The sequence below is a fragment of the Paraburkholderia phenazinium genome (assembly GCF_900100735.1).
GTDB classification, from domain to species: Bacteria; Pseudomonadota; Gammaproteobacteria; order Burkholderiales; family Burkholderiaceae; genus Paraburkholderia; species Paraburkholderia phenazinia.
In genome coordinates, this window is sequence record NZ_FNCJ01000023.1 from 32723 (window position 1) to 56177 (window position 23455).

The 23455-nt window shown below is 64.8% G+C and carries 11 protein-coding genes; 3 read left to right on the forward strand and 8 right to left on the reverse strand.

From position 1 onward, the window contains the following. Positions 1–70 precede the first annotated feature (70 nt). From BLQ92_RS33685 to BLQ92_RS33695, 3 genes are all read left to right on the forward strand, one after another. A complete protein-coding gene (locus tag BLQ92_RS33685) occupies positions 71–868 on the forward strand; it encodes a sensor histidine kinase (protein WP_090693240.1) in 798 nt (265 codons plus the stop codon). Positions 869–979: 111 nt separating this feature from the next. Then, a complete protein-coding gene (locus tag BLQ92_RS33690) occupies positions 980–2323 on the forward strand; it encodes a hemolysin family protein (RefSeq protein WP_090693245.1) in 1344 nt (447 codons plus the stop codon). A gap of 116 nt (positions 2324–2439) precedes the next feature. Continuing rightward, complete coding sequence (locus tag BLQ92_RS33695; RefSeq protein WP_090693247.1) at positions 2440–3162, forward strand: sulfite exporter TauE/SafE family protein; 723 nt, start codon at positions 2440–2442, stop codon at positions 3160–3162. Between the two features lie 63 nt (positions 3163–3225). On the opposite strand, the gene BLQ92_RS33700 is transcribed toward BLQ92_RS33695, so the two are convergent. From BLQ92_RS33700 to BLQ92_RS33735, 8 genes are all read right to left on the reverse strand, one after another. Next, a complete protein-coding gene (locus BLQ92_RS33700; protein WP_090693252.1) occupies positions 3226–4728 on the reverse strand; it encodes a dipeptidase in 1503 nt (500 codons plus the stop codon). Positions 4729–4867: 139 nt separating this feature from the next. Continuing rightward, positions 4868–7717 (reverse strand): malto-oligosyltrehalose synthase, encoded by a 2850-nt coding sequence (treY, locus tag BLQ92_RS33705; RefSeq protein WP_090693256.1) that lies wholly within the window; start codon positions 7715–7717, stop codon positions 4868–4870. After that, positions 7714–9906: a 4-alpha-glucanotransferase gene (gene malQ, locus BLQ92_RS33710; protein WP_090693261.1), complete on the reverse strand. Its 2193-nt coding sequence runs from the start codon at positions 9904–9906 to the stop codon at positions 7714–7716. The genes treY and malQ overlap by 4 nt, the downstream gene beginning before the upstream one ends. Next, on the reverse strand, positions 9903–11813 hold the full coding sequence (gene treZ / locus BLQ92_RS33715) for a malto-oligosyltrehalose trehalohydrolase (protein ID WP_090693265.1): 1911 nt from the start codon (positions 11811–11813) through the stop codon (positions 9903–9905). The genes malQ and treZ overlap by 4 nt, the downstream gene beginning before the upstream one ends. A gap of 49 nt (positions 11814–11862) precedes the next feature. Continuing rightward, complete coding sequence (glgX, locus tag BLQ92_RS33720; RefSeq protein ID WP_090693269.1) at positions 11863–14079, reverse strand: glycogen debranching protein GlgX; 2217 nt, start codon at positions 14077–14079, stop codon at positions 11863–11865. Between the two features lie 109 nt (positions 14080–14188). Next, the gene (gene glgB / locus BLQ92_RS33725; protein WP_090693274.1) at positions 14189–16417 is read right to left on the reverse strand and encodes a 1,4-alpha-glucan branching protein GlgB; all 2229 of its coding nucleotides are present in this window, start codon (positions 16415–16417) and stop codon (positions 14189–14191) included. Beyond that, positions 16410–19865, reverse strand: a complete 3456-nt coding sequence (gene treS / locus BLQ92_RS33730; protein ID WP_090693281.1) for a maltose alpha-D-glucosyltransferase — start codon at positions 19863–19865, stop codon at positions 16410–16412. Before treS ends, glgB begins: the two co-directional genes overlap by 8 nt. After that, positions 19862–23308, reverse strand: coding sequence for a maltotransferase domain-containing protein (locus BLQ92_RS33735; protein ID WP_090693285.1), 3447 nt, complete (start codon positions 23306–23308; stop codon positions 19862–19864). Before BLQ92_RS33735 ends, treS begins: the two co-directional genes overlap by 4 nt. Between the last annotated feature and the right edge of the window lie 147 nt (positions 23309–23455).

A 23455-nucleotide genomic window follows, 5' to 3' on the forward strand; every position in this document is an offset into this window, starting at 1 on the left:
GACTCGCGAGGGAGCGTGCCTATAATGGGGGTTCCGTTTATTCCATGCACTGCCTGAGAGGGCCTAGATCGTGACAACGTCTTCCACCGGAGCCGGCAGCGGCCAGCAGGTCGCTTTCGGTGCCTCCTTGTCCGAACGCACCGCGCATCTTTGCGCGGAGGCTGCGCTGTTTATGCGCGATCACGTGTTGTCGCTGGTGTCGCATGATTTGCGCAGTCCGCTCAATGCGATCCATAGCTGGGCGTACGTGCTCGAGCGCAAGCTCGACGCGAACGACCCCGCCGCACAGCGCGCCATCGGCGGCATCCGCAGCGGCGTGGATCAGCAGGTCAAGCTGTTGGAGACGCTCGTCGATACGACCCGCGCGGGAACCCGCAACCTCGCGCTGGTGCGCGAGCCGTTTGCGTTGCAGGCTTTGTTCTCGGATTCGGTTGACGAAGTGCGTTCAGGACTCGCGAGGGCGCGCGGCGTCTCGGTGGCGTTCGACTCGGCGTTATCCACCGAGCAGTTCGGCGGCGACCGCGAGCGCCTCGCGGCGGCGCTGTGGTTGATGCTCACGTTCGCGGTCGAAGCAAGCGCGCACGCCGCGAAGGTCACGCTCGCCTCCAGCGCCAACGCCACCGCGTGGCACGCAGTCGTCACCTTCGATGCGACCCTTGCCGCGCTCGACGATCCGTCCTTGCCGCACCTGCTCGAGCCGTTCGCGCGCACCCAGGCGCGCGCGCCGGGCGAGGCTGGCCAGATCGCGTGGGTGCTGGCGCTGTGCAAGCGCGTGGCCGAAGCCCACGGCGGCACCTTCGAGCAAAGTGAGATGCAGGACGGCCAGCCGGTGACGCTTGCGCTGCGCATTCCGCTGGTCGCGCATTAAAGGTAGCGCAGGCAATACGCCAGGCGGCCACAACATTTCGCCGCCGGTCATAAAACTTTCATTTAGCTTTCGCATCTATACTGACAACTTTTGTTGCCGGAGCCCTTTCTCTTGATTCAGGTCGTCGCCCTTATCGGTGCGTTGTTGCTCGTTGCGCTCAACGGGTTCTTTGTTGCGGCCGAATTTGGCCTGGTGAAACTGCGGCAAACGCGCGTGCGGAGTCTGGCCGCCCAGCACGGCGTGCGCGGCCGGTTACTGGCGAAGGTGCATGGGCATCTCGACGCCTACCTGTCCGCTTGTCAGCTCGGTATCACGCTCGCGTCGCTGGGCCTCGGCTGGATCGGCGAGCCGGCCTTCGCGGACCTGCTGACGCCGGTATTCCGCGTGCTGGGGATCGAATCGGAGAACGTGATCCACGGCGTCTCGCTGTTCTTCGCGTTTTCGTGCATCTCGTTCCTGCATATCGTGGTGGGCGAACTGGCGCCGAAGTCGCTGGCGATCCGGCAGTCCGAGAAGGTTTCGCTGTGGGCCGCTACGCCGCTGTACGGGTTCTACTGGGCAATGTATCCGGCGATCTGGGTGCTCAACACCAGCGCGAACGCGGTGCTCCGTCTGGCGGGCCTGACGGCGGATCACGGCGGTGACGCGCATTACTCCACCGAAGAACTGAAGCTGATCCTGCGCGGCCGCCATGCCAACGTGGCAAGCGGCATGAGCGCGAGCGACGGCGCCTACAGCCAGGACGAATGGAACACCATTGCGCATTCGCTCGATTTCTCGCGTATGACGGTCTCCGATCTGATGCGGCCGGCCTACGAAATGGTCGGACTGCGGCGCGATCTGCCCTTGCGCGAGAACATGCAGGTGGTGGCGCAACATCGCTTCAGCCGTTATCCGCTGTTTGAGGACGACACGGGCGAGCGCGTGGCCGGCATGATCCACCTGAAGGACCTGCTGCTGGCGCGCCAGGCGGGCAGCACGCTCGACGATCTGTCGAAGTATGTGCGGCCGGTTCAGTACGTGAAACCCGACATGCCCGCGCTCGAACTGTTCCGGCGCTTCCGCAAGGGCGCGCCGCATATGGCGCTGGTCGGCCACAAGAATGCGGCGCCGATTGGCTTCCTGACGCTCGACAATCTGCTCGGCGCGCTGGTCGGGCAGATTCATGACGAATTCCGCCAGGGCGACGCCGACTGGACCCGGATGGACGACGGCACGCTGATGGGCAAGGGCAGTTTGCCGGTGGTGTCTCTGGAGCGGGCGCTGGGGATCGATATTGACGAAGGTCGTGCCGAATCGGTGGGCGGGCTGGTGATTCAGGCGCTCAACGATCTGCCGACCGAAGGCAAGCGAGTCGAGTTCGATCGTTTCGATATCGTCGTCAAGAAGATGAAGGGCCCGCGCATTCTGCTAGTGCGTGTATATCCGAAGCGCTTCGATGACGAAGGCGGTTGAGCGGCGAGCATGCCATTGCGCTGCTTGCTTGCTTGCTCGCGAGTCGTCCCACGCGCCGTTTTTCACGTGTTACGCCTCCCGGTTAAAATCGTCGTCCAACACCATCCGGGGGCGACATGGGTTATCTGCTTGTACTGGGCGTAGGGCTGCTGGCGGGCATGCTGAGCGGCGTGATCGGCACAGGCTCGTCGATGATGCTGATGCCCGTGCTTGTCATGCTGTTCGGCCCGCAGCAAGCCGTGCCGATCATGGCGATCGCCGCGATCATGGGCAATCTCGGCAAGATCCTGGCATGGTGGCGCGAAGTCGACTGGCGGGCCTGCGCGGCCTATTGCTCGACCGCGGTGCCCGGTGCCGCGCTCGGTGTGCGGACGCTGCTGGCCTTGCCGCCCCATGCGGTCGAACTCGCCCTGGGACTGTTCTTTCTCGCGATGGTGCCGGCCCGGCGCTGGCTTGCGCGCCGTTCCATTCAGTTCTCGCTGCTGCATCTGGCTATGATCGGCGGCGTGGTTGGATTTCTGACCGGCATCGTCGTTTCGACCGGGCCGATCACCGTGCCGGTTTTCATGTCGTATGGCCTCGTGAAAGGCGCGTTTCTGGCGACGGAGGCCGCCGGCTCGCTGGCGGTGTACGGCACGAAGGTGGCCGTATTCAAGCACTTTGGCGCGTTGCCGTTGCATGTGGTGCTGGATGGCCTGATTACCGGCTCGGCGCTGATGGCGGGCTCTTTTGCCGCGCGTTATGTGGTGGTGCGGATGAGCCCGCGCACTTTCAAACTGGTGGTCGATGGCTTGATGCTGTCGTCGGGACTCTCGCTGTTGTGGGCCGCGGGGCGGTAACGATGGCGGCTGCGTTAGCGCGCCGTTCCGCCGTTTTCGCCACTAGCCATTCGCCGGGCAAACTCAACCCACCGAAGCCGCGAACACCCGGCGGTAGTTGCCGCCCAGAATCATCCCCACCTCCTCGTTGCTGAAGCCCGCGGTGAGCAGCGCGTCGGCATACGCCGGCAATTGCTCGTAGCTGCGGAACACCGGCGGCGAGATGAAGCCGAGCATGTCCGTGCCTAGCCCCACATGCTCGACACCCACCACGTCGGCCATGCGTTTGACCCCGTTCGCCATCCCCTGCAAATCGCGGTACGTTCCCGAACTCGGCCAGACGCCGATCACGCCGCCGGTGTTGGCGATTACGCGGGCGTGGTCCGCTGTGATGAGCCGGCTGCGTTCCTTCGGATGCGCAGACAGGGCGGTATGCGAGAGGATCAGCGGCTTGGTTGTGGTGTCGGCGGCGCGCTTGACCAGGTCGTAGGTGCCGTGCGCGACGTCCACGACAATCCCCAACTGGTTGCAGCGGCGCACCACGTCTGCACCGAAGTCGGTCAGGCCGCCATGCACAGGCGGCTCGGTCTGGATGTCGCCGAGTTCGTTGACCCGGTAGTGCGTGAGTTGCAGATGCCGCAATTGATGCAGCGTATACGCTTCATCCACGCGATCGAGCTGGCCCTCCAGAAAATCCGCGCCTTCGGAGGCGATGATCGCGCAGGGGCCTGCTTGGGTGTTCGTGGTGAGGGACGCCATGTTCGTCACCACCTGCATCTGCTCGCGTTCTATCAGCTCATGCGCGCGTTTGAACTCGGCTTGTCCCAAGGCATATAGTTCGCCTTCCTTAGGAGTGCGCCAGGCTTCGAAGCGTTTCCGGTCCGCCGATACGCGGGTGACGGTAGTATCGGTGACGATGGCGAGGCAGATGACGTTCATGCCGCCCGCGCGCATCGGCGCCGCGAGCGGGATAAAGGGGCGATTTGCACCGATGGCTGGATCGCGCGAGACGATCACGCGTCCGCCGTGGCTGTGCATGTCGATGGTCAGCGTGTCGGCGCTGCGCCAGTCGCGCATGCTGTCCGATGCTGCAGCAGCCGTTGCTTGAACGTCCGGCGCCTGAGCGCCTGACGCTGCAGTACCCGACGCCGCCCCGGTGTCCTGCTTCTCGGTGTAGCCCGCAAAGCGTCCAGGCGCACAAGCAGCAAGGCCCAACGCGGCACCGGACGCGAGAAACGCTCGGCGGCTGACGCTGCGCGGAGCACGTGTCGCTGGCAAGTCGAGCGGTTGCGCCTCGACTAGCTGATAGCGCCAGCCGGCAGGATCGTCGGTCAAGCGTTCGAGGCGCCCTCTGAAGGTGACGGCTTGCTCCTGTGGCGCACAGGGCACGGCAGCATATACCTCGATAGACGACAACGGATCGCGCGGCAAGCAACCGCCGCAGCAAGGGGCACCGGCTGCCAGGAGGAAGTAATCGGCTTGATCCGCTGCGGGATCGAGCGGAATCATCCAGCCGCGTAGTTCGACAATCTTGCCGTGCAGTGCATCGGCGTCGCCGGTACGGATACTCGTCCAGTCAAGGGGCATAGGCACTTCCTTCCAGGGGCGTGGAGAAGCGTATCGCGGCTGCCTGTCCGCCATGATGCGGGCAGGCAGCCCAAGCGACCGGCGTCAGATTATCAGAGTCGCCTGTACGGATACCAATTCGCCACGAGCCCTCAACCCCTTAACCCCGCGGTACCCCATCCTCGACCAGCACAGCCACCGGCATCGTCGCCAGCACATCGCGCAGATAGAGCACGCCGTGATCTTCGACCTTGGGCGCAGCGGTGCTCATCCAGTCGAACAATGCGCGCGATGTCAGCTCGCTGGGGATTTTCACCGCTGTATCGTCCCACTGCGCTGCATCGACGAGCGGCAAGTCATTGCCCTCGTCGAGCTCGAGCAAACCCAACGCGAGATGGGTGACGATGATGACGGCCCAGGCGTTCCCGTGCCTGCGCGCGAACGCAACCACATGCGCCGCTTGCTTGCCCTTCACAGCGAGCGGCACATACGCACCTTCGCTCAACAACGCCGGCAGATGCGCCCGCAATGCCAGCAAGCGCTGCACGATGCCCAGCTTCACCCGTCCGCTGCGCCAGTCAGGCAGAAAGTCCGACGGCGGCGTCTCGACCAGCCATGCCCGACGCTGCGCGAAATCGACCGGACGACGGTTGTCGGGATCGACCAGACTGAAATCCCACAACTCTGTGCCCTGGTACAGATCCGGGACACCAGGTGACGCGAGCCGCAGCACGGTCTGCTGCAGGCTGTTAATCGCTCCAGCCCGGCTAATGCGCGCAACCAATGCCGAGAGTTCGCGCAGGAAGCCGTCGCGCCGTTGCGGCGCGAGGATATCGAACACGAAGTCACGGCACGCATGCTCATACACTTCGTCTGGAGCGAGCCAGGAGGTGCGCAACTTCGCTTCGCGTAGCGCCTTCAACTGCCATTGCGCGACCCGCTCAGCGAGTTGCTTGACGCCGGCCTCGTCATCGGGGGAGAGCTGCGGCGGCCAGCATCCCACCAGGGTTTGATACAGCATGGCTTCCGCGGCCGGGCCGGGCGCCCAGTCATGATCGAGGCTGCTCGCACTAGCGTCGAGCGTGCGGCGCTGCGGTGCGTTCAGTGTCGACCATGCACGCAGCGTCGCGCTCCAGTCATGCGCGATCTCGCTGAGCACGGCGAGACGGGCGCGCACGTCTTCGCCGCGTTTGTGATCGTGCGTGGCGGTCGCCAGCATGGCATGCGGGAACCGGCGTGCCCGTTCGAGATTGGCCGCATGAAACTGCTCGACCGAGAGCGCGAACTCGCCTGGATCCGAACCGACCTCGTTGCGCGACAGCAAGCGCCCGTAGCGATAGCACGCGGTGTCCTCGACCGCTTTGGCGGCCACCGGTGCGGTCAGTTGCGAAAACAGCGTTTGCGCAGTGCGTCGGGACGATCCAGCATAATTGAACGACATGCTGTTCGAACCCGGCTGTGCGTTACCAGCGGGCCGGGCAGGCGTAGGGTCGTCGGCCACACCGCCTAACCAGGCATCGACCTGCTCCAGCACGGCATGATCGGCAGGCGAGAGCGTCTGCTTCGCCCCGGCTAGCGCCTGATTGAAATAGAAGTTGTCGGCTTCAGTGCGCAAGCCGTTTTGCGGATAGATGCGATACACCGGAAAATGCACGGTCAGTTCGGTCAGCACGCGGCGCAGCGCGGTGAACGTAAAGTCGCGCGTGGTGATCGAATCGCGTGCGATCCGATGCAACGCGCGTGCCGCGCGGTCGAGTTCCGCCGCGAGGTTTTCCGCCAGAATCTTGCGTCGTGCCAGCATCGCTTCGGCGGCGAAGCTCGCGCTGCGCCCGCTCAACTCGGCCCATGTCGCAGCGAGCGGTTCGGCGCCGGCCGGGTCATGCAGCAGCGCACCGACGTCGGTCATGAAGTCGTAGCCGGTCGTGCCGTGAACCGGCCAGTCGCCGCGCAACGGTTCGCCGCGGCCGAGAATCTTCTCGACCACCACATACGGCTCGCCTTCGCGCAGGTCATTGAGCCGTTGCCGCAACCGCTGGCAATATTCGCGCGGCTCGGCGAGGCCGTCCACATGATCGATGCGCACGCCGTCGATCAAGCCTTCGGCGTACAGGCGAAGCGGCAGCGCATGTACCGCGTCGAACACCTCCGGCCGTTCGACCCGTACACCAGCGAGCGTGCTGATGTCGAAGAAACGCCGCCAGTTCACTTCGTCCGACGCCGTGCGCCACCAGGCGAGCCGGAAATGCTGGCGTTCGAGCAGGCGATGCAGGCGCTCGCGTGTCACAGGCTCGCCGGGCGCATAGTTCGCCAACGCGATTTCGATGGCCGACCTGCCGTTCTGTGCGACAAACTCGCGCAGCAACTCGCCCGCTTCAGCGGCACGCGGCTGGTCTGCGGGTTGTGTGGTCAGCCCCTGGAAACGTTCGGCGAGCGCGTTCAGATCCGCACGCTCGGCGCTTTGCAGGATCGACGCATAGTCGATGGGACAAATGGGGCCTACATGAGGCCCATAGCTCACGTAGAAGCGACCGGTTTGCGCAGCGAAGTGCAGTTCGATCCGGCCAGCCGCGAGTTCGTTGCCATACTGTGCGCCGAGGCACGGCATCAGCACCTTGCCGCGTAACGCCGGATCGGGCGAATGCCAGTCGATGTCGAAATGCCGTGCGTACGCGCTATGGCGTCCCCACTCGAGAATATCGAGCCACCATGCGTTGCTCGATCCGCCCACGCCCATGTGGTTCGGCACCACGTCGACAATCAGCCCCATGCCGTGTTCGCGCAGTTTCTCGACCAGCCGCTTGAGGCCCGCTTCGCCGCCGCATTCGGCGCTGACCTGGGTGTAGTCGACGGTATCGTAGCCGTGTCTCGAACCCGGCTCGGCCGTTGTCACTGGCGACGCATAGAGGTGGCTGACTCCGAGCGCGGCAAAGTATTCGACATGCGCGAGTGCGTCGTCGAAGGTAAAGCCCTTATGGAACTGGAGCCGGAGTGTGGAGCGCGGGACGGTCATGGTGTGTCGGGCCCCGAAGAAGCGGTGGCGGAACGAGCCGCCGCCGTGGCGCTGCGCGCCCGCTCGACTGCGAGCAGGCGGTCGCAAAAGGCCGGGTCTTCAAACAGCTCGTCGATGGATAGCGCGAGGCGTCGCCGCCAGTTCGGATGCTCGTCGATCGAACCCGGCAGGTTCGGCTGCTCTTCGAGCGCGAGCAGATCTTCGAGCGGATAGGTGACGATAGGCGCTGGCGTCGCGCTGACGAAGGCCAGTGCTTCATCCACCGGGGCACTTTCGGGCGGCGGTGCGGGCACGTCCCTCGCGGCGACGCCCGCTTGCTGGAACGCTTCCCACAGCAAGGTGCGATCTTCCGCGCGCTCGGCCTGCGCCACTTCCACCGGGTCGCGGCCATCGGCGCGCGGCATGGTCTGGCCGATGCGATTGCGCCAGATGATATCGGCGCCGCGCCACCAACCGGTGACGGTCGGCAGATCGTGCGTGGTGGTGGTCGCCACCGCGTTGCGGTCCCATCGCTGCGGCTGCTTGAAGCCCCTGCCCCATTCGCTGCCTTCGAACCACAGCACGCGAATGCCGGCAATGCCGTGTTCCTCGATCCGTTCGCGAAAGCCCGGCGGTACCGTGCCGAGATCCTCGCCGATCACAATCGAGCGGTGCCGCCACGATTCGAGCGCGATGAGCCGCAGCATGTCTTCGAGCGGGTAGCGCAGATAGGCGCCGTTGGCCGCGCTTTCGCCATCCGGCACGAGCCACAGACGGCGCAGGCCGAGGATGTGGTCGATGCGCACACCGCCCGCGTGCGCAAACGCTGCGCGCAGCATGTCGATGAACGCCGAGAATCCCTGGGTGCGCATGGCGCGCGGCGAAAACGTGGTGAGGCCCCACGCTTGCCCGGCCTGGTTGAACAGATCGGGCGGCGCGCCGACCGAGACGCCTTGCAGCATCTCGTCGCGATACGACCACGCATGACTGCCGGCGCTGTCGCAGCCCACTGCGAGGTCGGCGATCAGCCCGACCGCCATGCCCGCATCGCGGGCCGCATGCTGGGCGTGCGACAGCCCCTTGGCGGCGAGCCATTGCAGGAACAGATGAAACTCCACTTCGTGCCGATGCGCATTGGCAAACGCCTCGACTTCCGCGCTGCGCGGATCGCGCAAGGCCCCGGGCCAGTTGCGCCAGTGGCCGTTGGGTTCCGGCTGGGCAAGCTGCACCGCCTGCAACGTCTCGAAGCGCGCGTGGTCTTCCAGCGAGCGTCCACCGTGCAAGCAGAACGCGTTGAATTCGAGCGCACGTGGGGCGTCCTGGGCCCGCTCATGCACGCAGAACTGCTCGAACAGCGTGCGCAGTACCTTGAGCTTCAGCCTGACCGCCGGCGGCCAGTCGATCAGTGCGAGGCGTTCGAGTTGCGACCATGTTTCGCTACCCCCGGCTGCGTCGACCGCGACGCGCGCCGCCTCCGCGCCAAACACGGCGGCGGGATCGATATGCGTCACGTTGAGCCACAAGCGCGACGACGGCGAGTACGGACTGAAGCGCTCCGGCTCGGCGCTGAACATCGCGTGCGTGGGGCTGACGGCGAGCGCATGCGCGCCGCGCTTCGCGCTCTCGATCGCCAGCCGCGAGAGTGCGGTGTAGTCGCCAATGCCGCCATCGCCAGCGCGGCGCAAGCCGTAGAGCTGTGCGGCGATACCCCACATCGGCGGGGCGGGGGTGTCCTGCAAGGCATGCCATGCATCGGCCGCGGTATAGCAGCGCGGCGGCGCCACCGCGAGCGTGATGCGGTGGTCGTTGATGAAGAGCGTGTGATAACCGGGTTCGTCGATCGGTGACAGTAGCGCCGCTTCGCCTTTGGGCGCGGTAAAGCGGCCGTCGATCTGCGAACCGCTTTCGAGCTCGATCCGGTAGTGGCTGCCCGACTTGATCGCGGCGGCCGGCAGGGCGATGCCGCGCTCACATTCGGCGGTCATGAGCGGCGGCAGCTTGCGGCCGGACAGCTCCGCTTCGAGCGCGGCGGCACTCTGGCGCGTCTGGCTCGCGCTGCCACACGGCAGACCCATGCGTTCGAGCAGCACCGTGAGCGTGCCTTCGGGGACGTGCTGGGTAACGTGGTGGGCGTCTTGCCATTCGACCTCGAAGCCCGCGCGGGCAGCGAGGCTATCGATCGTGTCGGCGGGGCGGTGCGCGGGGCTCATGCGTGCCACTCCCGTTCGACGACCTTGCGCGCATCGTGCGTGTGGGCGTACTCGTTGACGTCGCCGGTCAGCCACGCCACCAACGTATTAGGCGGCAATAGCTGCGCGCCGAGACGGTCGCGGACCCGCGGCGGCGTTTCGAACACGATCATTCCGGCAGGCGTTTGCGGAAACGGCACTTCGGCGTCGCCCAGATTCAGCGCGATGGACAGCGTCTCGCCATCGTCGAGCCGCCAGCGCGCGACGAGTGCCTTGGCATCGCTGCCGTCCTGCGCAGCAAGCACAGTTGCGCCCAACGCCTTCGAATGCGCTAGGCGCGGCGTAACCAGCTTGGCACGCACCGTGAGCGCGGATTTGTAGAAGTGCATCCAATCGAGCCGTTCGTGCGCGTCAGGTTGCGCAGCGGTATCGGCAGGCGGCGACGACGCCGCGAAGGTCTGCGGCGCATTCGGATCGGGAATCTGCGCGCGGCGAGCCTCGTCGCTGAAGGCAGGGAAGCGGGCGAATTCGCGGCGGCGTCCTTCGCGCACGGCGTCGGCCAGCTCGCCGGAGTGATCGGTGAAGAACAGGAATGGTTGGTCGGAGCCGAATTCCTCGTCCATGAACAGCAGCGGAATCTGCGGCGAAAGCAGCAACAGGCCAGTGGCTGCACGCAGCGCATCCGGTTCACAAAGCTTGCGCAGACGCTCGCCGAAAGCCCGGTTGCCGATCTGGTCATGGTTTTGCAGAAACATCACAAACGACGTAGGCGGGACATGCCCGCTCGGTTCGCCACGCGGCTTGCCGTCGTGAATCGGCGAAGGCTCGCCCTGATACGCAAAACCTTCGCTGAGCACGCGCGCCAGTTTGCGGATCGGTTGATCCGCAAACGCGTGGTAATAACCTTCGGTCTCGCCAGTCAGCAGCACATGCAGCGTGTTGTGCGCATCGTCGTTCCACTGCGCGTCGAAATGCGTTTCGAGCAGGCTGGCGGAGTTGTGTTCGTTTTCCAGCACCAGATGCACGTGACGCCCATGCCGCACCTTGGCGCGGATATGGTCCGAAAGCTCGCGCAGCCACTCGTGATTGCCGATGGCGTGCACCGCATCGAAGCGCAGACCGTCGAAGCGATACTCGTTGATCCAGTAAAGCGCGTTGTCGCAGAAGAAGTCACGCACCTCCGTGCGTTCGAAATCGATGGCCGGGCCCCATGGCGTATGCGTGCCTTCGCGAAAGAACGGCCTCGCGTACTGGTACAGATAATTGCCGTCCGGGCCGAAGTGGTTGTAGACCACATCGAGGAACACATTCAGACCGAGGCCATGCGCGGCGTCGATCAGCGCTTTCAATTCATCGGGCCGGCCATAGGCCGAATCGGGCGCATAGGGCAGCACGCCGTCGTAGCCCCAATTCCGTTTGCCGGGGAAATCGTTCAACGGCATCAATTCGACGGCCGTCACGCCAAGCTCAGCGAGCGCGGGCAGACGTTTCATGACACCTGCATAGCCGCCGAGCGCACCGACATGCAACTCGTACAGCACGGTTTCTTCCCACGGCCGGCCATGCCAATGCGCATGCTGCCAGGTGTAGGCGCGTGGATCGATGACCTCGCTCGGGCCATGCACGTCCTGCGGCTGAAAACGCGAGGCAGGATCAGGCACGGCCGTCTCGCCGTCGAGACGGTAGCGGTACAGGGTGCCTGCGCCGCCCTCGGCTTCGGTCTCGAACCAGCCGTTGCCGGTTGGCGTCATCTCGAGCGTGAGCGGGGTGCCCGGACCTTCGATCGCTACCTGCACGGACTGGCAGGACGGCGCCCAAAAGCGAAAGCGCGTGCGCGGCCTCGCGCTGGCAGCGCCGAGCAACTGCGCGCCGAACGGCAGGCAATGCGCATGATGGCGCGCATGAGGATCAATCGGGCTTTCGGACATGATTCGTCACCATTCGGTTTTGCTCCGCGGCCTCGGGGCTCCGCAACTATTACGTGTGCGACTCGCCGTCGCCGGACGGCTGCGTGCCCCGGTCGGGCGGCAGCGCGCTCAACAGTCGCGAGCCGTGTTGCGGGCCCGCTTTCCAGCCGGCCTGCCAGTCGGCGTCGCCGACCGGCTGCGCGGCCAGGATGACCAGGCCGTGACCGGCCACTTCCACCTCCGGCACGGCGAGCGGGTGGGGCGGCGAATCGGGGTCCGCGGTATCCAGAAGCACGTGCCATTCCAGATGCGGCGCGGGTGGAGTAAAGCGCAAGGTGTCGCCCGACGCGTTGAGCATCATCAACAATACTTCGGTTTCACCATGAAGTCCCGGACCCGCGCGGCGCAAGGTCAGCGCGCGTCCTTCCGGGTCTTGCCAGGCCTCGATCGTCAAAGGATCGCCGCGCTCGTCGAACCAGCCGACGTCGTACAGGCCAGGCAGGACCTCGCGGTCGCCGAACAGAAAACGCGTCTCGCGCAGCAGCGGATGCTGCTTGCGCAAGCCAATCACGCGCGACACAAACCCAGTCATCCTGCGACCTTCCTCGGAGCCCGCGCGTTCCCAATTGATCCATGATAATTCGTTGTCCTGGCAGTACGCATTGTTATTGCCGTTCTGGGTGCGGCAGATTTCGTCGCCGGCCAGCAGCATGGGCGTGCCGAGCGCAATGAGGAGCGTTGCTACCAGCGAGCGCGCCACCCGGGCGCGGGTTTGGAGAATTGCCGGGTCGTCGGTAGGCCCTTCGACGCCCCAGTTCGAACTGCAGTTCTCGTTATGCCCGTCGTTGTTGTTCTCGCAGTTTGCTTCGTTATGCTTTTGTTCGTAGGAGACGATATCGGCGAGCGTGTAACCGTCATGCGAGGCGACGAAATTTACCGAGGCCCACGGCTTTCTGAAGCGACGATTGAAGAGGTCGGCGGAGCCTGTGAGACGCGCGGCGAGATCGGGACGCAGCCCGGCGTCGCCGCGCCAGAAACGGCGCACGGTATCGCGAAAGCGGTCGTTCCACTCGGCGAAACCCGGCGGATGATTGCCGAGCTGATAGCCGCCGGGGCCGATATCCCACGGTTCGGAAATCAGCTTGCGCTGCGACAGGATCGGGTCCTGGCGCAACGCGTCGAAAAAGCCCGAGCCAGGATCGAAGCCCGAGTGTTCGCGGCCCAAGGTCACGCCGAGATCGAAACGGAAGCCGTCGATATTGAACTTGGTCGACCAGTAGCGCAGCGAATCCATCACCATCTGCAGCACGCGCGGATGCGGCAGGTTCAGCGTGTTGCCGCAGCCGGTGTCGTTGATATGGTGACGCTCGTCGCCGGGCACGAGGCGGTAGTAGCTGGCGTTATCGAGGCCGCGCCACGAGACCGTCGGACCCATTTCGCCGCCTTCGCAGGTGTGGTTGTAGACCACGTCGAGAATCACTTCGATACCCGCCGCGTGCAACTGCCGCACCGCGATGCGCATTTCGTCGAGCCGGTGCGTGCTCAGGTACGATGGCTCCGGTGCAAAAAAGGCCGCCGTGTTGTAACCCCAGTAGTTGCGCAGTCCGCGCTCCACCAGAAAACGGTCGTTCAGGAAGGCATGCACTGGCAGCAGTTCGACTGCGGTCACGCCGAGCGTTTGCAGATGCCCGATGAATTCCGGCGACGACAGCGCCGCAAACGTGCCGCGTTCATGGGCGCGCAGATCGGGCCGCAGCATCGAGGCGCCGCGCACATGTGTTTCGTAAATGACGGTTTCGCCCCACGGCACATTCGGGCGGGTGTCGTGCGACCAGTCGAAGGCTTCGTCGATCACCACGCACTTCGGCATGGCCGGCGCCGAATCGCGCCGGTCGATGGAGAGGTCGAGGCGGTTCGAATGCATCCGGTAACCGAACAGCGCATCGGACCAGCGGAACTGTCCGACCAGCTTGCGTGCATACGGGTCGAGCAACAGCTTGTGTGGATTGAAGCGATGCCCGTGCTGCGGCTGATAGGGGCCGTGGGCGCGAAAGCCATAGGCGGTGCCAGGATGCGCATTGGGCAGGTAGCCGTGCCAGATCTCGTCGGTGCACTCTGGCAGCGTGAAGCGTCGCATCTCCTTGCGGCCCGTCGGATCGAACAGGCACAGCTCAATTTGCTGGGCATGGGCCGAAAACACGGCGAAATTGACGCCGAGCCCGTCCCAGCTCGCCCCAAGCGGGTAGGGCGAGCCCGGCAACAGCCGGTCGGGTAATGCGTGCGACATGGTTCCCGTCCTTATTCTGATTGGTCGTCTCTTCGCGGGGCGCTTGGTACGTTCCTTCCTTGGGTTGACTCAACGAATGCATCGGGGTTTAACCGGCGCGGTACGTGTCTCAGGTATCCGCGCGCAGCACGATGGTCGCGAGCGGCGGCAGGATTAGCGCGGCCGATTGCGGCTTGCCGTGACTCGCAATGTCCTCCGTGTAGATCAATCCGGCATTGCCGACATTCGATCCGCCGTACACGCTGGCGTCCGTGTTGAGAATCTCGCTCCAGCGTCCGGCAACCGGCATGCCGATGCGATAGCCGAGACGCGGCACCGGCGTGAAGTTGCACACCACCACCAGTTCGCGGCCGGCGCCGTCGACGCGCCGGTAAGCGAACACGCTGTTCCCGCTATCGTCGCCAATCAGCCACTCGAAGCCGCCGGGCTCGCAGTCGAGCGTGTAGAGCGCGGGTTCGTCGCAGTAGAGGAGGTTCAGGTCGCGCACCAGTTTCTGTGTGCCGTGATGGAGCGGATCGTCGAGCAGATGCCAATGCGGCGAGCCGTCGTGATCGAACTCGGCCATCTGGCCGAACTCGCCGCCCATGAAAATCAGCTTCTTGCCGGGATGCGTCCACATGAAGCCGAAATACGCGCGCAGGTTGGCAAAGCGTTGCCAGCGGTCGCCCGGCATCTTGCCGAGCAGCGAGCCTTTGCCGTGCACCACCTCGTCGTGCGAGAGCGGCAGCACGAAGCACTCCGAGTACGCGTACACCATGCCGAAGGTCATGTTGTGGTGATGGTAGCGGCGGTACACCGGGTCTTCGTGCATGTAGTGCAGCGTGTCGTGCATCCAGCCCATGTTCCACTTGAACTCGAAGCCGAGGCCGCCGTCCTCGACACGCGCGGTCACTCCGGGCCATGCGGTCGATTCTTCCGCAATCGTGATCGCGCCGGGTACGCCCGGCACATAGCCGACTTCGTGATTCAGGCGCTTGAGAAAGGCGATCGATTCGAGATTCTCGCGTCCGCCGTAGATGTTCGGCACCCATTCACCAGCGGCGCGCGAATAGTCGCGATACAGCATCGAGGCCACCGCATCCACCCGCAGGGCGTCGACGTGATAGCGCTTGAGCCAGGCCAGCGCCGAGGCGATCAGGAACGCGCTTACCTCGTTGCGGCCGAGGTTGTAGATCATCGTGTTCCAGTCCTGGTGATAGCCTTCGCGCGGATCGGCGTGCTCGTAGAGCGGCGTGCCGTCGAAGTCGATCAGTCCGTGCGCGTCGTTCGGAAAGTGCGCCGGCACCCAGTCGAGAATCACGCCGAGCCCTGCCTCGTGCGCGTGGTTGACGAACTGTGCGAACTGCTCGGGCTTGCCGAAGCGGGCCGACGGCGCGAATTGCGCAAGCGGTTGATAGCCCCACGAGCCGCCGAACGGATGCTCGGCAATCGGCATGAATTCGATGTGCGTGAAGCCCATGCCCTGGGCGTAGGGAATCAATCGCTCTGCCAGTTCACCCCAGTCGAGTCCGCGGTGGCCGTCCTCGGCGATGCGCAGCCAGGATTCGGCATGTACCTCGTAGATGGAGATTGGCGAGCGCGGCGTCTGATTGGCGCCGCGCGCCTGGATCCATGCACTGTCGGTCCACGCAAACTGCTCGATCTCGTCGACGTGCGCGACGATCGACGCCGTGGCCGGCGGCCGTTCGGTTTGCATTGCGCAAGGGTCGGCCTTGAGCGGCAGCGGATGGCCGTCGCGCGACAGCAGCTCGTACTTGTAGCGTGTGCCTGCGCCGACTCGCGGCACGAACAGTTCCCATACGCCCGCCTGATGGCGCAAACGCATCGGATGGCGGCGTCCGTCCCAGGCGTTGAAATCGCCGACCACGGAGACGCGCCGCGCATTCGGCGCCCACACCGCAAAGCGCACGCCGGGTACGCCGTCGATTTCCACCGGCCGCGAGCCGAGGCATTCGAGCACCGCATACGGATCGCCGTGGGCGAGCCGGTGCAAGGGCTCGTCGCCAAGCACGGGGCCAAACGAATAGGTATCCTCGATTTCCTGGACCGGACCATGCCAGTCGATGCGCAGCCGGTATGGCACGGCCTTGCTGACACGGCCGACGAACAGTCCGTTGGGATGGATCTTCTGCAGCTCGCCGAGCGTCGCGCCATCGGCGCGCGCAATCACCGTCACATGCGCGGCATTCGGCAGCAGCGCGCGCACCACCGGACCCGCGTCGCTCTGATGCAGGCCCAGTTGCGAAAACGGATCGGGGTGCCGCGCTTCGACGAGCGCGTCGAGATCGAGCGGTTGCAGGCCGGCGGTCGCGCATTGGTCACTGAGGTGCTCACTCATAATCGCCCTCAGCCGGGGTAGGCGGTGTGGCGCCGGTAGAACCGGTCGCCGGTGGCTCGTGGGGCGTGCCCGTATCGCCGAGTATCCGGCTCGCGAGAGCGGCCAGGCCGCGTACTGGCAAGCCGAGCCACGTCGGACGATTGGCGGCCTCGTAGCGGATCTCGTAGGCGGCTTTCTCGATCAGGAAAAGATTGAGCAGGCCCCGTTCCGCAGCAGGCGCGACCAGCGGTTGCGCGGCATCGGCGACCGCGGCGCGGTATGCCGCGAGGAAGCTCTCGGCGGCGTAGCCGCGGAAGCGGTCGAACAGCGCGCGCTTGCGGTCGGCGGTTTGTTGGGGCGCGCTTTCGGTGGTGGATTGCGCCGCTGCGCTGGCGTACGAGAACGAGCGCAGCAGACCCGCGACATCGCGCATCGGGCTCGCTTTCTGGCGGCGTTCTTCGAGCGAGCGCGCCGGCTCGCCTTCGAAGTCGATCAGGAACGCATCGCCTTGGGCGACCAGCACCTGTCCCAGGTGGAAATCGCCATGAATGCGCGTGCGCAGGGCGCCGGCGTCGGCCGGGACGAGGGTGGCGACGGCTTCGGTCAGCGCCGCGCGCCGATCCAGCAGGCTTTGGGCCAGCTCCTTCGTATCGTCGGTCAATTGATCCACACGTTGCACGAGCAGGTCGAACGCGGCGGCCAGCATCGTCTGCGCGCCGTCGACCCATGCCCGCACGTCCTCGGGTTTGGCCGCCTCGGGTGAGAACGCCAGGTCGTCGGATGGCGCCGCGAGCACGACGTGCAACTCGCCGAGACGCTGGCCGATGATGCCGGCCATTGCCCGGTAGCCTTCGATGGCTTGCGCTTCCTTTTCGGGGTCCGGTGCGGAATCCTCCGCATCGACGGCGAGGGCGAGGTCGTCGATCGTGCGGCGCAGGTAATCGAGCGCCCAGTTCCATGCGTCGCCCTGGTTGTCGATGAAGCCTTGCAGAATGCACAGCGTATGCGGCACGCCGGCCGGATCGATGCGCACCACTTCGCCATACAGCGGTGCGGTGTTCGCGTAACCGATCCTGGTCAGATAGCGGCTCATTTCCGCTTCCGGATGGATCCCGCTCACGAGCCGCCGCACCAGCTTCAGCACCACGGCGTCCTCGATGATCAGCGAACTATTGCTTTGCTCGGCGGCCAGCCAGCGAATCTCAGGACGATCGCCCAGATCGAGTTTGTCGAAACCTTCGGTTGGGATAAAGCAGATTTCGCTTTTCTGCACCGTCGGCACAACCGCGCGCTCACGCAGCTTGCGCAAGACGTTGTGCGCGAAGATCGGCAGCGCGAACGCGTCCGTGAGATGGCCGACGTTGCGGCCGCGGCGCACGCGCGCCAGCGCCAGTTGCATGAACAAAGGCGTGGTGGTTTCGCCGCCCCAAGTAATCGCAATCGGCAGCACATAGCGCTCGGTGTGATCGCCGACATCCGCTTCGATTTCGGTGAAGGCGAAGCCACCGTTCGGAATCGTCGTCAACGCCGCAAGGCGTACCGCATGCATCGTCTGATCCTTCGAGGCAAACCAGCGGCGCCGGCTTAGCCACGAGGGCAGCACTTCGGATTCGAGCAACCGGACGTTTTCTGGCGTAGGTCCGACCTGACCCTCGCGGATCACAATCGTGACGAATTCGGGCAGCGGCTCGGACGCGGCCTGGCTCCATGCCGGACGTTGCGTGCCGGGGCATAGCAGGAACCACAGGAAGCCATATGGCGGGAACGTTAGCAGATAGGTGAGCTGGCCGATGGCCGGGAACACGGAGTCCGCGGTCATCTCGACCGGCACGGTGCCAACGAACTCGGATAGATCGAGTTCGACCGCTTGCGGCGCACGCGACAGATTCGCCACGCACAGAACCGCCGGCTCGTCCGGCGTCTCGCGCAGATACGCGAGAATCTTGCGATTGGCCGGCTTCAGGAAGCGGATCGTGCCGCGCCCGAAGGTCTGCTTGGCGCGGCGCACGGCGAGCATGCGGCGCGTCCAGTTGAGCAGCGAATGGGGGTCGCGGCTCTGCGCTTCGACGTTGACAGCGTCGAAGCCGTAGAGCGAGCCCATCACCGGCGGCAGCACCAGTTGTTCCGGATCGGCGCGCGAGAAGCCGCCGTTGCGGTCCGACGACCATTGCATCGGCGTACGCACGCCGTCGCGGTCGCCCAGGTGGATGTTGTCGCCCATGCCGAGTTCGTCGCCGTAGTAGATCACGGGCGTGCCGGGCATCGACAGCAGCAGTGAATTGATCAGTTCGATACGCCGCCGGTCGCGCTCCATCAACGGCGCGAGCCGTCGCCGGATGCCGAGATTCAGCCGTGCGCGGCGATCGCTCGCATAGGTGTTCCACAGGTAGTCGCGCTCGGAGTCCGTGACCATTTCGAGCGTCAGTTCATCGTGGTTGCGCAGGAAAATCGCCCACTGGTTCGTCTCGGCAAGATCCGGCGTTTGCCGCATGATGTCCGTGATCGGGAAGCGGTCTTCGCTGGCGATCGACATGTAAATACGTGGCATCAGCGGGAAGTGGAACGCCATATGGCATTCGTCTTCGTCGCCGAAATACTCCTTCACGTCTTCCGGCCACTGGTTCGCTTCGGCGAGCAGCATCCGGTTCGGATATTCGGCGTCGATGGTGGCGCGAATCTTCTTCAGGATTGCGTGTGTTTCCGGCAGGTTCTCGTTGTTGGTGCCTTCGCGTTCCACCAGATACGGCACCGCATCGAGACGCAGCCCGTCGATGCCCATATCGAGCCAGAAGCGCATGATCTGCAGCACCTCTTTCAGCACAGCGGGATTGTCGAAATTCAGATCGGGCTGGTGCGAATAGAAGCGGTGCCAGTAGTAAGCGCCGGCCACGGGATCATGCGTCCAGTTCGACGGCTCGCTATCGATAAAGATGATCCGCGTGCCTTGATACTTCTGATCCGTATCGGACCACACGTAGAAGTTGCGATGATTCGAGCCTGGTTTCGCAAGCCGGGCGCGCTGGAACCACGGGTGCTGGTCTGACGTATGGTTAATGACCAGTTCGGTGATCACACGAATGCCACGGGCGTGCGCTTCCTGAATGAAGTGCTTCACATCCGCAATCTGGCCGTAGTCCGGATGCACGCTGCGATAGTCGGCAATGTCATAGCCGTCATCGCGGCGCGGCGACGGATAGAACGGCAGCAGCCAGATCGCGTTGACGCCGAGCTCGGCAATATAGTCGAGCTTGGCAATCAGTCCGGGGAAATCGCCCACACCGTCGTTGTTCGCGTCAAAGAACGACTTGATGTGCACCTGATAGATGATCGCGTCTTTGTACCAGAGCGGGTCGTCGCTGAGCGCCGATGCCTTGCCGCGCCGGGCGGGCTTCGGCTTCGCGACGCGGCTGCCTGTAGCTGCGGCGGCGTGGGCTTGCGACGTGCTCTCGGTCGGGTCGTCACGTTTCATTGCGCACCTTCGGTCGGGGGTTGGTAGCCAGCGTCTGCATGGCTGCCGCTATCGTCGTCTGTGCTGGGGGGCTCGGGTGGCAGGCCGCCGGCCGGTGCGATGCGCCAGATCGCGAACGGCAGTGCGCCAGGGTTGAGCCGCACGTGCTGCCAGCGGCCGTACCACTCGAAGCGTGCCCCACTCATCTGGTCGACCACTTCGAGCGCCGCTTGATCGTTCAAATGCCAATGGGCAAAGGTCGCCCACGAAAGCTCGACATCCGCACCTTCCTCGTTGAAAGGATCGAGATTGATGGCGACGACGATCACGTTGTCGCGCGCTTCCGTGGCTTTCTCGAAGAACAGGATATGGTCATTGTGCGCCGTCAGAAACGTGACGCCCAGATGCGATTGCAGTGCTGGGTTGGCGCGGCGAATCCGGTTCAAGGCGCTGATTTCGCCGACGATATTGCCGGGCCGGTTCCAGTCCCACGCGCGCAGTTGATACTTCTCGGAATCGAGATATTCCTCGCTGTTCGGCAGCGCGGCGGCTTCGCAGAGTTCGAAGCCGCTGTACACGCCCCACAGCCCTGAGAGCGTCGCCGCGAGCGCCGCGCGGATCAGGAAGCCGGAGCGTCCTGACGATTGCAGGTGCCGTGGGTTGATGTCCGGCGTGTTGACGAAAAAGTTCGGCCGGTAGTACTCGCGGATATTGGTCTGCGTGAGTTCGGTCAGATACTCGGTGAAGTCGCGCTTCGACTCGCGCCATGTGAAATAGGTGTACGACTGCGAGAAGCCGATCTTGCCGAGCCGGTACATCATGCGTGGCCGGGTGAAGGCTTCCGCGAAGAAGATCGTCTCGGGATGGCGCGCCCGCACGTCGGCGATCATCCATTCCCAGAACGGCAGCGGTTTCGTATGGGGATTGTCGACGCGGAAAATATGCACACCCGCTTCGATCCAGAACAGGATCACGTCGCGCAACGCGAGCCACAGGTCGGGTTTGGCGTCGTGCGCATAGAAGTCCGGGTTGACGATGTCCTGATACTTCTTCGGCGGATTCTCGGCATAGCGCAGCGTGCCGTCGGGGCGCCATGCAAACCAGGTGGGATGCTCCTTGAGCCACGGATGATCAGGCGAGCACTGGATCGCGAAGTCGAGCGCGATCTCGAGGCCATGCTCGTGCGCGGCGGCGAGCATCTGCTTGAAGTCGTCGAGCGTGCCCAGTTGCGGATGGACGGCCGTGTGGCCGCCTTCCACCGCGCCGATTGCGTAGGGGCTGCCCACGTCGCCAGGCTGCGCGTTCAGCGCGTTGTTGCGGCCCTTGCGGTTGGCGAGGCCGATCGGGTGGATCGGCGGGAAGTACAGCACGTCGAAACCCATGTCGCGGATGCGCGGCAGTTTCTTCGTGACATCCGCGAAGGTGCCGTGCCGGGATTCGTCGTCGCTCATCGAACGCGGGAAGATTTCGTACCAGCTCGCAAAGCGCGCGGCGGTCCGTTCGGCATCGATCCGGTAGACCACCGGGTCGCGTGTCAGGAACGGGCGGTGACGGGCGGCGGCCATCGCTTTGGCGGTGGTGGGCGCGAGCAGCAGCGCGATCCGCGTCTCGAGATCCGCCTTGGTGAAGACCTTGACGATATGTTCAAGCGGTTCGGTCACGGCGCCTTCTACCGTTTCCACCTCCGCTAGCACCAGCGCAAACAGGTGGCTGGCTTCGTCGATTTCAAGCTCGACGGTTTGCCCGGCCTTCAGCTTTTTCTGCACGTGCTCGACCAGCGAAGCGAAGTCGTCGCGCCACGCGATCACGGTGAATTCGTGCCGGCCCATCCGTTCGAGTGGGATGCGGGCGTGCCACAAGTCGTTCCCTGCGGGCGGCGCGGGGAGCATTGGCGCTTCGTGCCAGGCGGTTTCGTCGGCAGCACGCCAAATGACCGCGGCGGCTATCTTGTCGTGTCCTTCTGCGAAGATCGCCGCCGTCACGTCGACCCGTTCGCCGACCGTGCGCTTGACGATAAAGCGACCGTTGTCGACTGACGGCGTCACGCTTTCGATCGCCACACGCGGGGCGGCGATGGCCTCCAGCACGGTTTTGTGGCCGCTGCGCTTGTTGCTCGGCTTGTCGATGGGTGGTGCGAGCAGCACGGGTTTCTCCGCCTGGGCGGCGAACAGCCGGCAGGCGCCGGGCGCAAGTGTAAATGGGGAAAGCGAGGCGGGCGATGCTTGCGCGACGGCGTCGAGCGGCACGAAGCGTGTGAAGTTGCCCGGTACGCCGGCCAGAAAGCGCCCCGGATCGACCCGCACCGGCAGGCCGAGGTCGGGGTTGATGACGATCAGGACCGCTTGCTGGCTGTCGCGCAGATCGAGGTGATCGCCGCGCAACAGGACGGCGGCGGGCGCACTGGGGCCGCTGAGCGCCCGCAATTCGCCGACGCTTTGCAAGGCCTTCGCCTCATGCAGCACGCCGTTGGCATGTTTGATCGGCTCGGACAGGTCGAAGCGTGCCGCCTTGCACAACTCGGCGTACTGCGCGGCGTTGCCGCGCGTGTACGACATCGGCTGGGCGATGCCGTACTCGAAGCCCATCGGCATCAGCCAGCCAGTGCCGGTTGCCGCTGCGGTGAACAGCGCGCGGCGGTAGGCACGCTGGAGCATCGAGGCGTCGTGGCCGTCGCCGAGATCGGCGGCGAGGCGGCTGCCGTAGGGCGCCTCCGGAAACGCGATCGGCGCGCCGACGCGGCTCAGCGCGGCGTGCTCGTCGGTCAGCCAACTGGCGCGGAAGTCCCACCAGCGCACCGAGGAGAACACGCTGTCGAAGCCCGCACCCTCGAGATGCTGCAGATCGGCGCGGGCGAGGCCAGGCGTGGCGGCAAGAAAACGTATCTGCGGATACTGTGCCCGCACTGCTGCACCAAGCTGGCGCCAGAACTTGACCGGTACGCGGTGCGGCGAATCGAAACGAAAGCCAGCCACGCCCGCTTCAGCGAGCGCGAGCAGTTCGCGGGTCCACCAGTCGAGCAATGCGGCGGTGCTGCCCTCGTTGCTGAAATTCACGTAGGCGACGTTGTCTTCGCGATGCGCATGGCGCGGATCGAGCCGCGCTTCTTCCGATTCGAACGGATGGAACCAGTCCGGGTGCTCAGCGAAGAGGGCGCTGTCGGCCGCAAAGCGATCGATCACGAGGTCGGCCAGCACGGCGAGGCCATGTTGGCGCGCCGTGGCGGCAAGGCTGCGCAGCGCTTCGGGAGCGCCTTGCTGCGCCGCGAAGACCGGGTGCAAGTGACGATGGTCGCTGACAATTTGCGCGTGTCCGGCCCGTCCAGGCTGGAACAGCGCGCCGATCAGCGCATGATCGAAGCCGAGCGCGGCGGCGTGCGCGAAGTGCGCAGGCCACGCGTCGAGGGGCCCGACGAGGAGAGAGTGGAGAAAATAGATCCGCGGCGCATACCTTTGTGAAGGTTCCATCGGTCGTTTCCAGATTCGTCCTGCCGCGATGTGGATGCATCGAGATGCGATCACACCGCTCATTGGGGCTTCCAGAGCCGGATGCCGCCCGCTGCATGAACTCAGCGCGCGTACTGGTCAATGTAGTGCAAAGATCGCTTGCCCGCC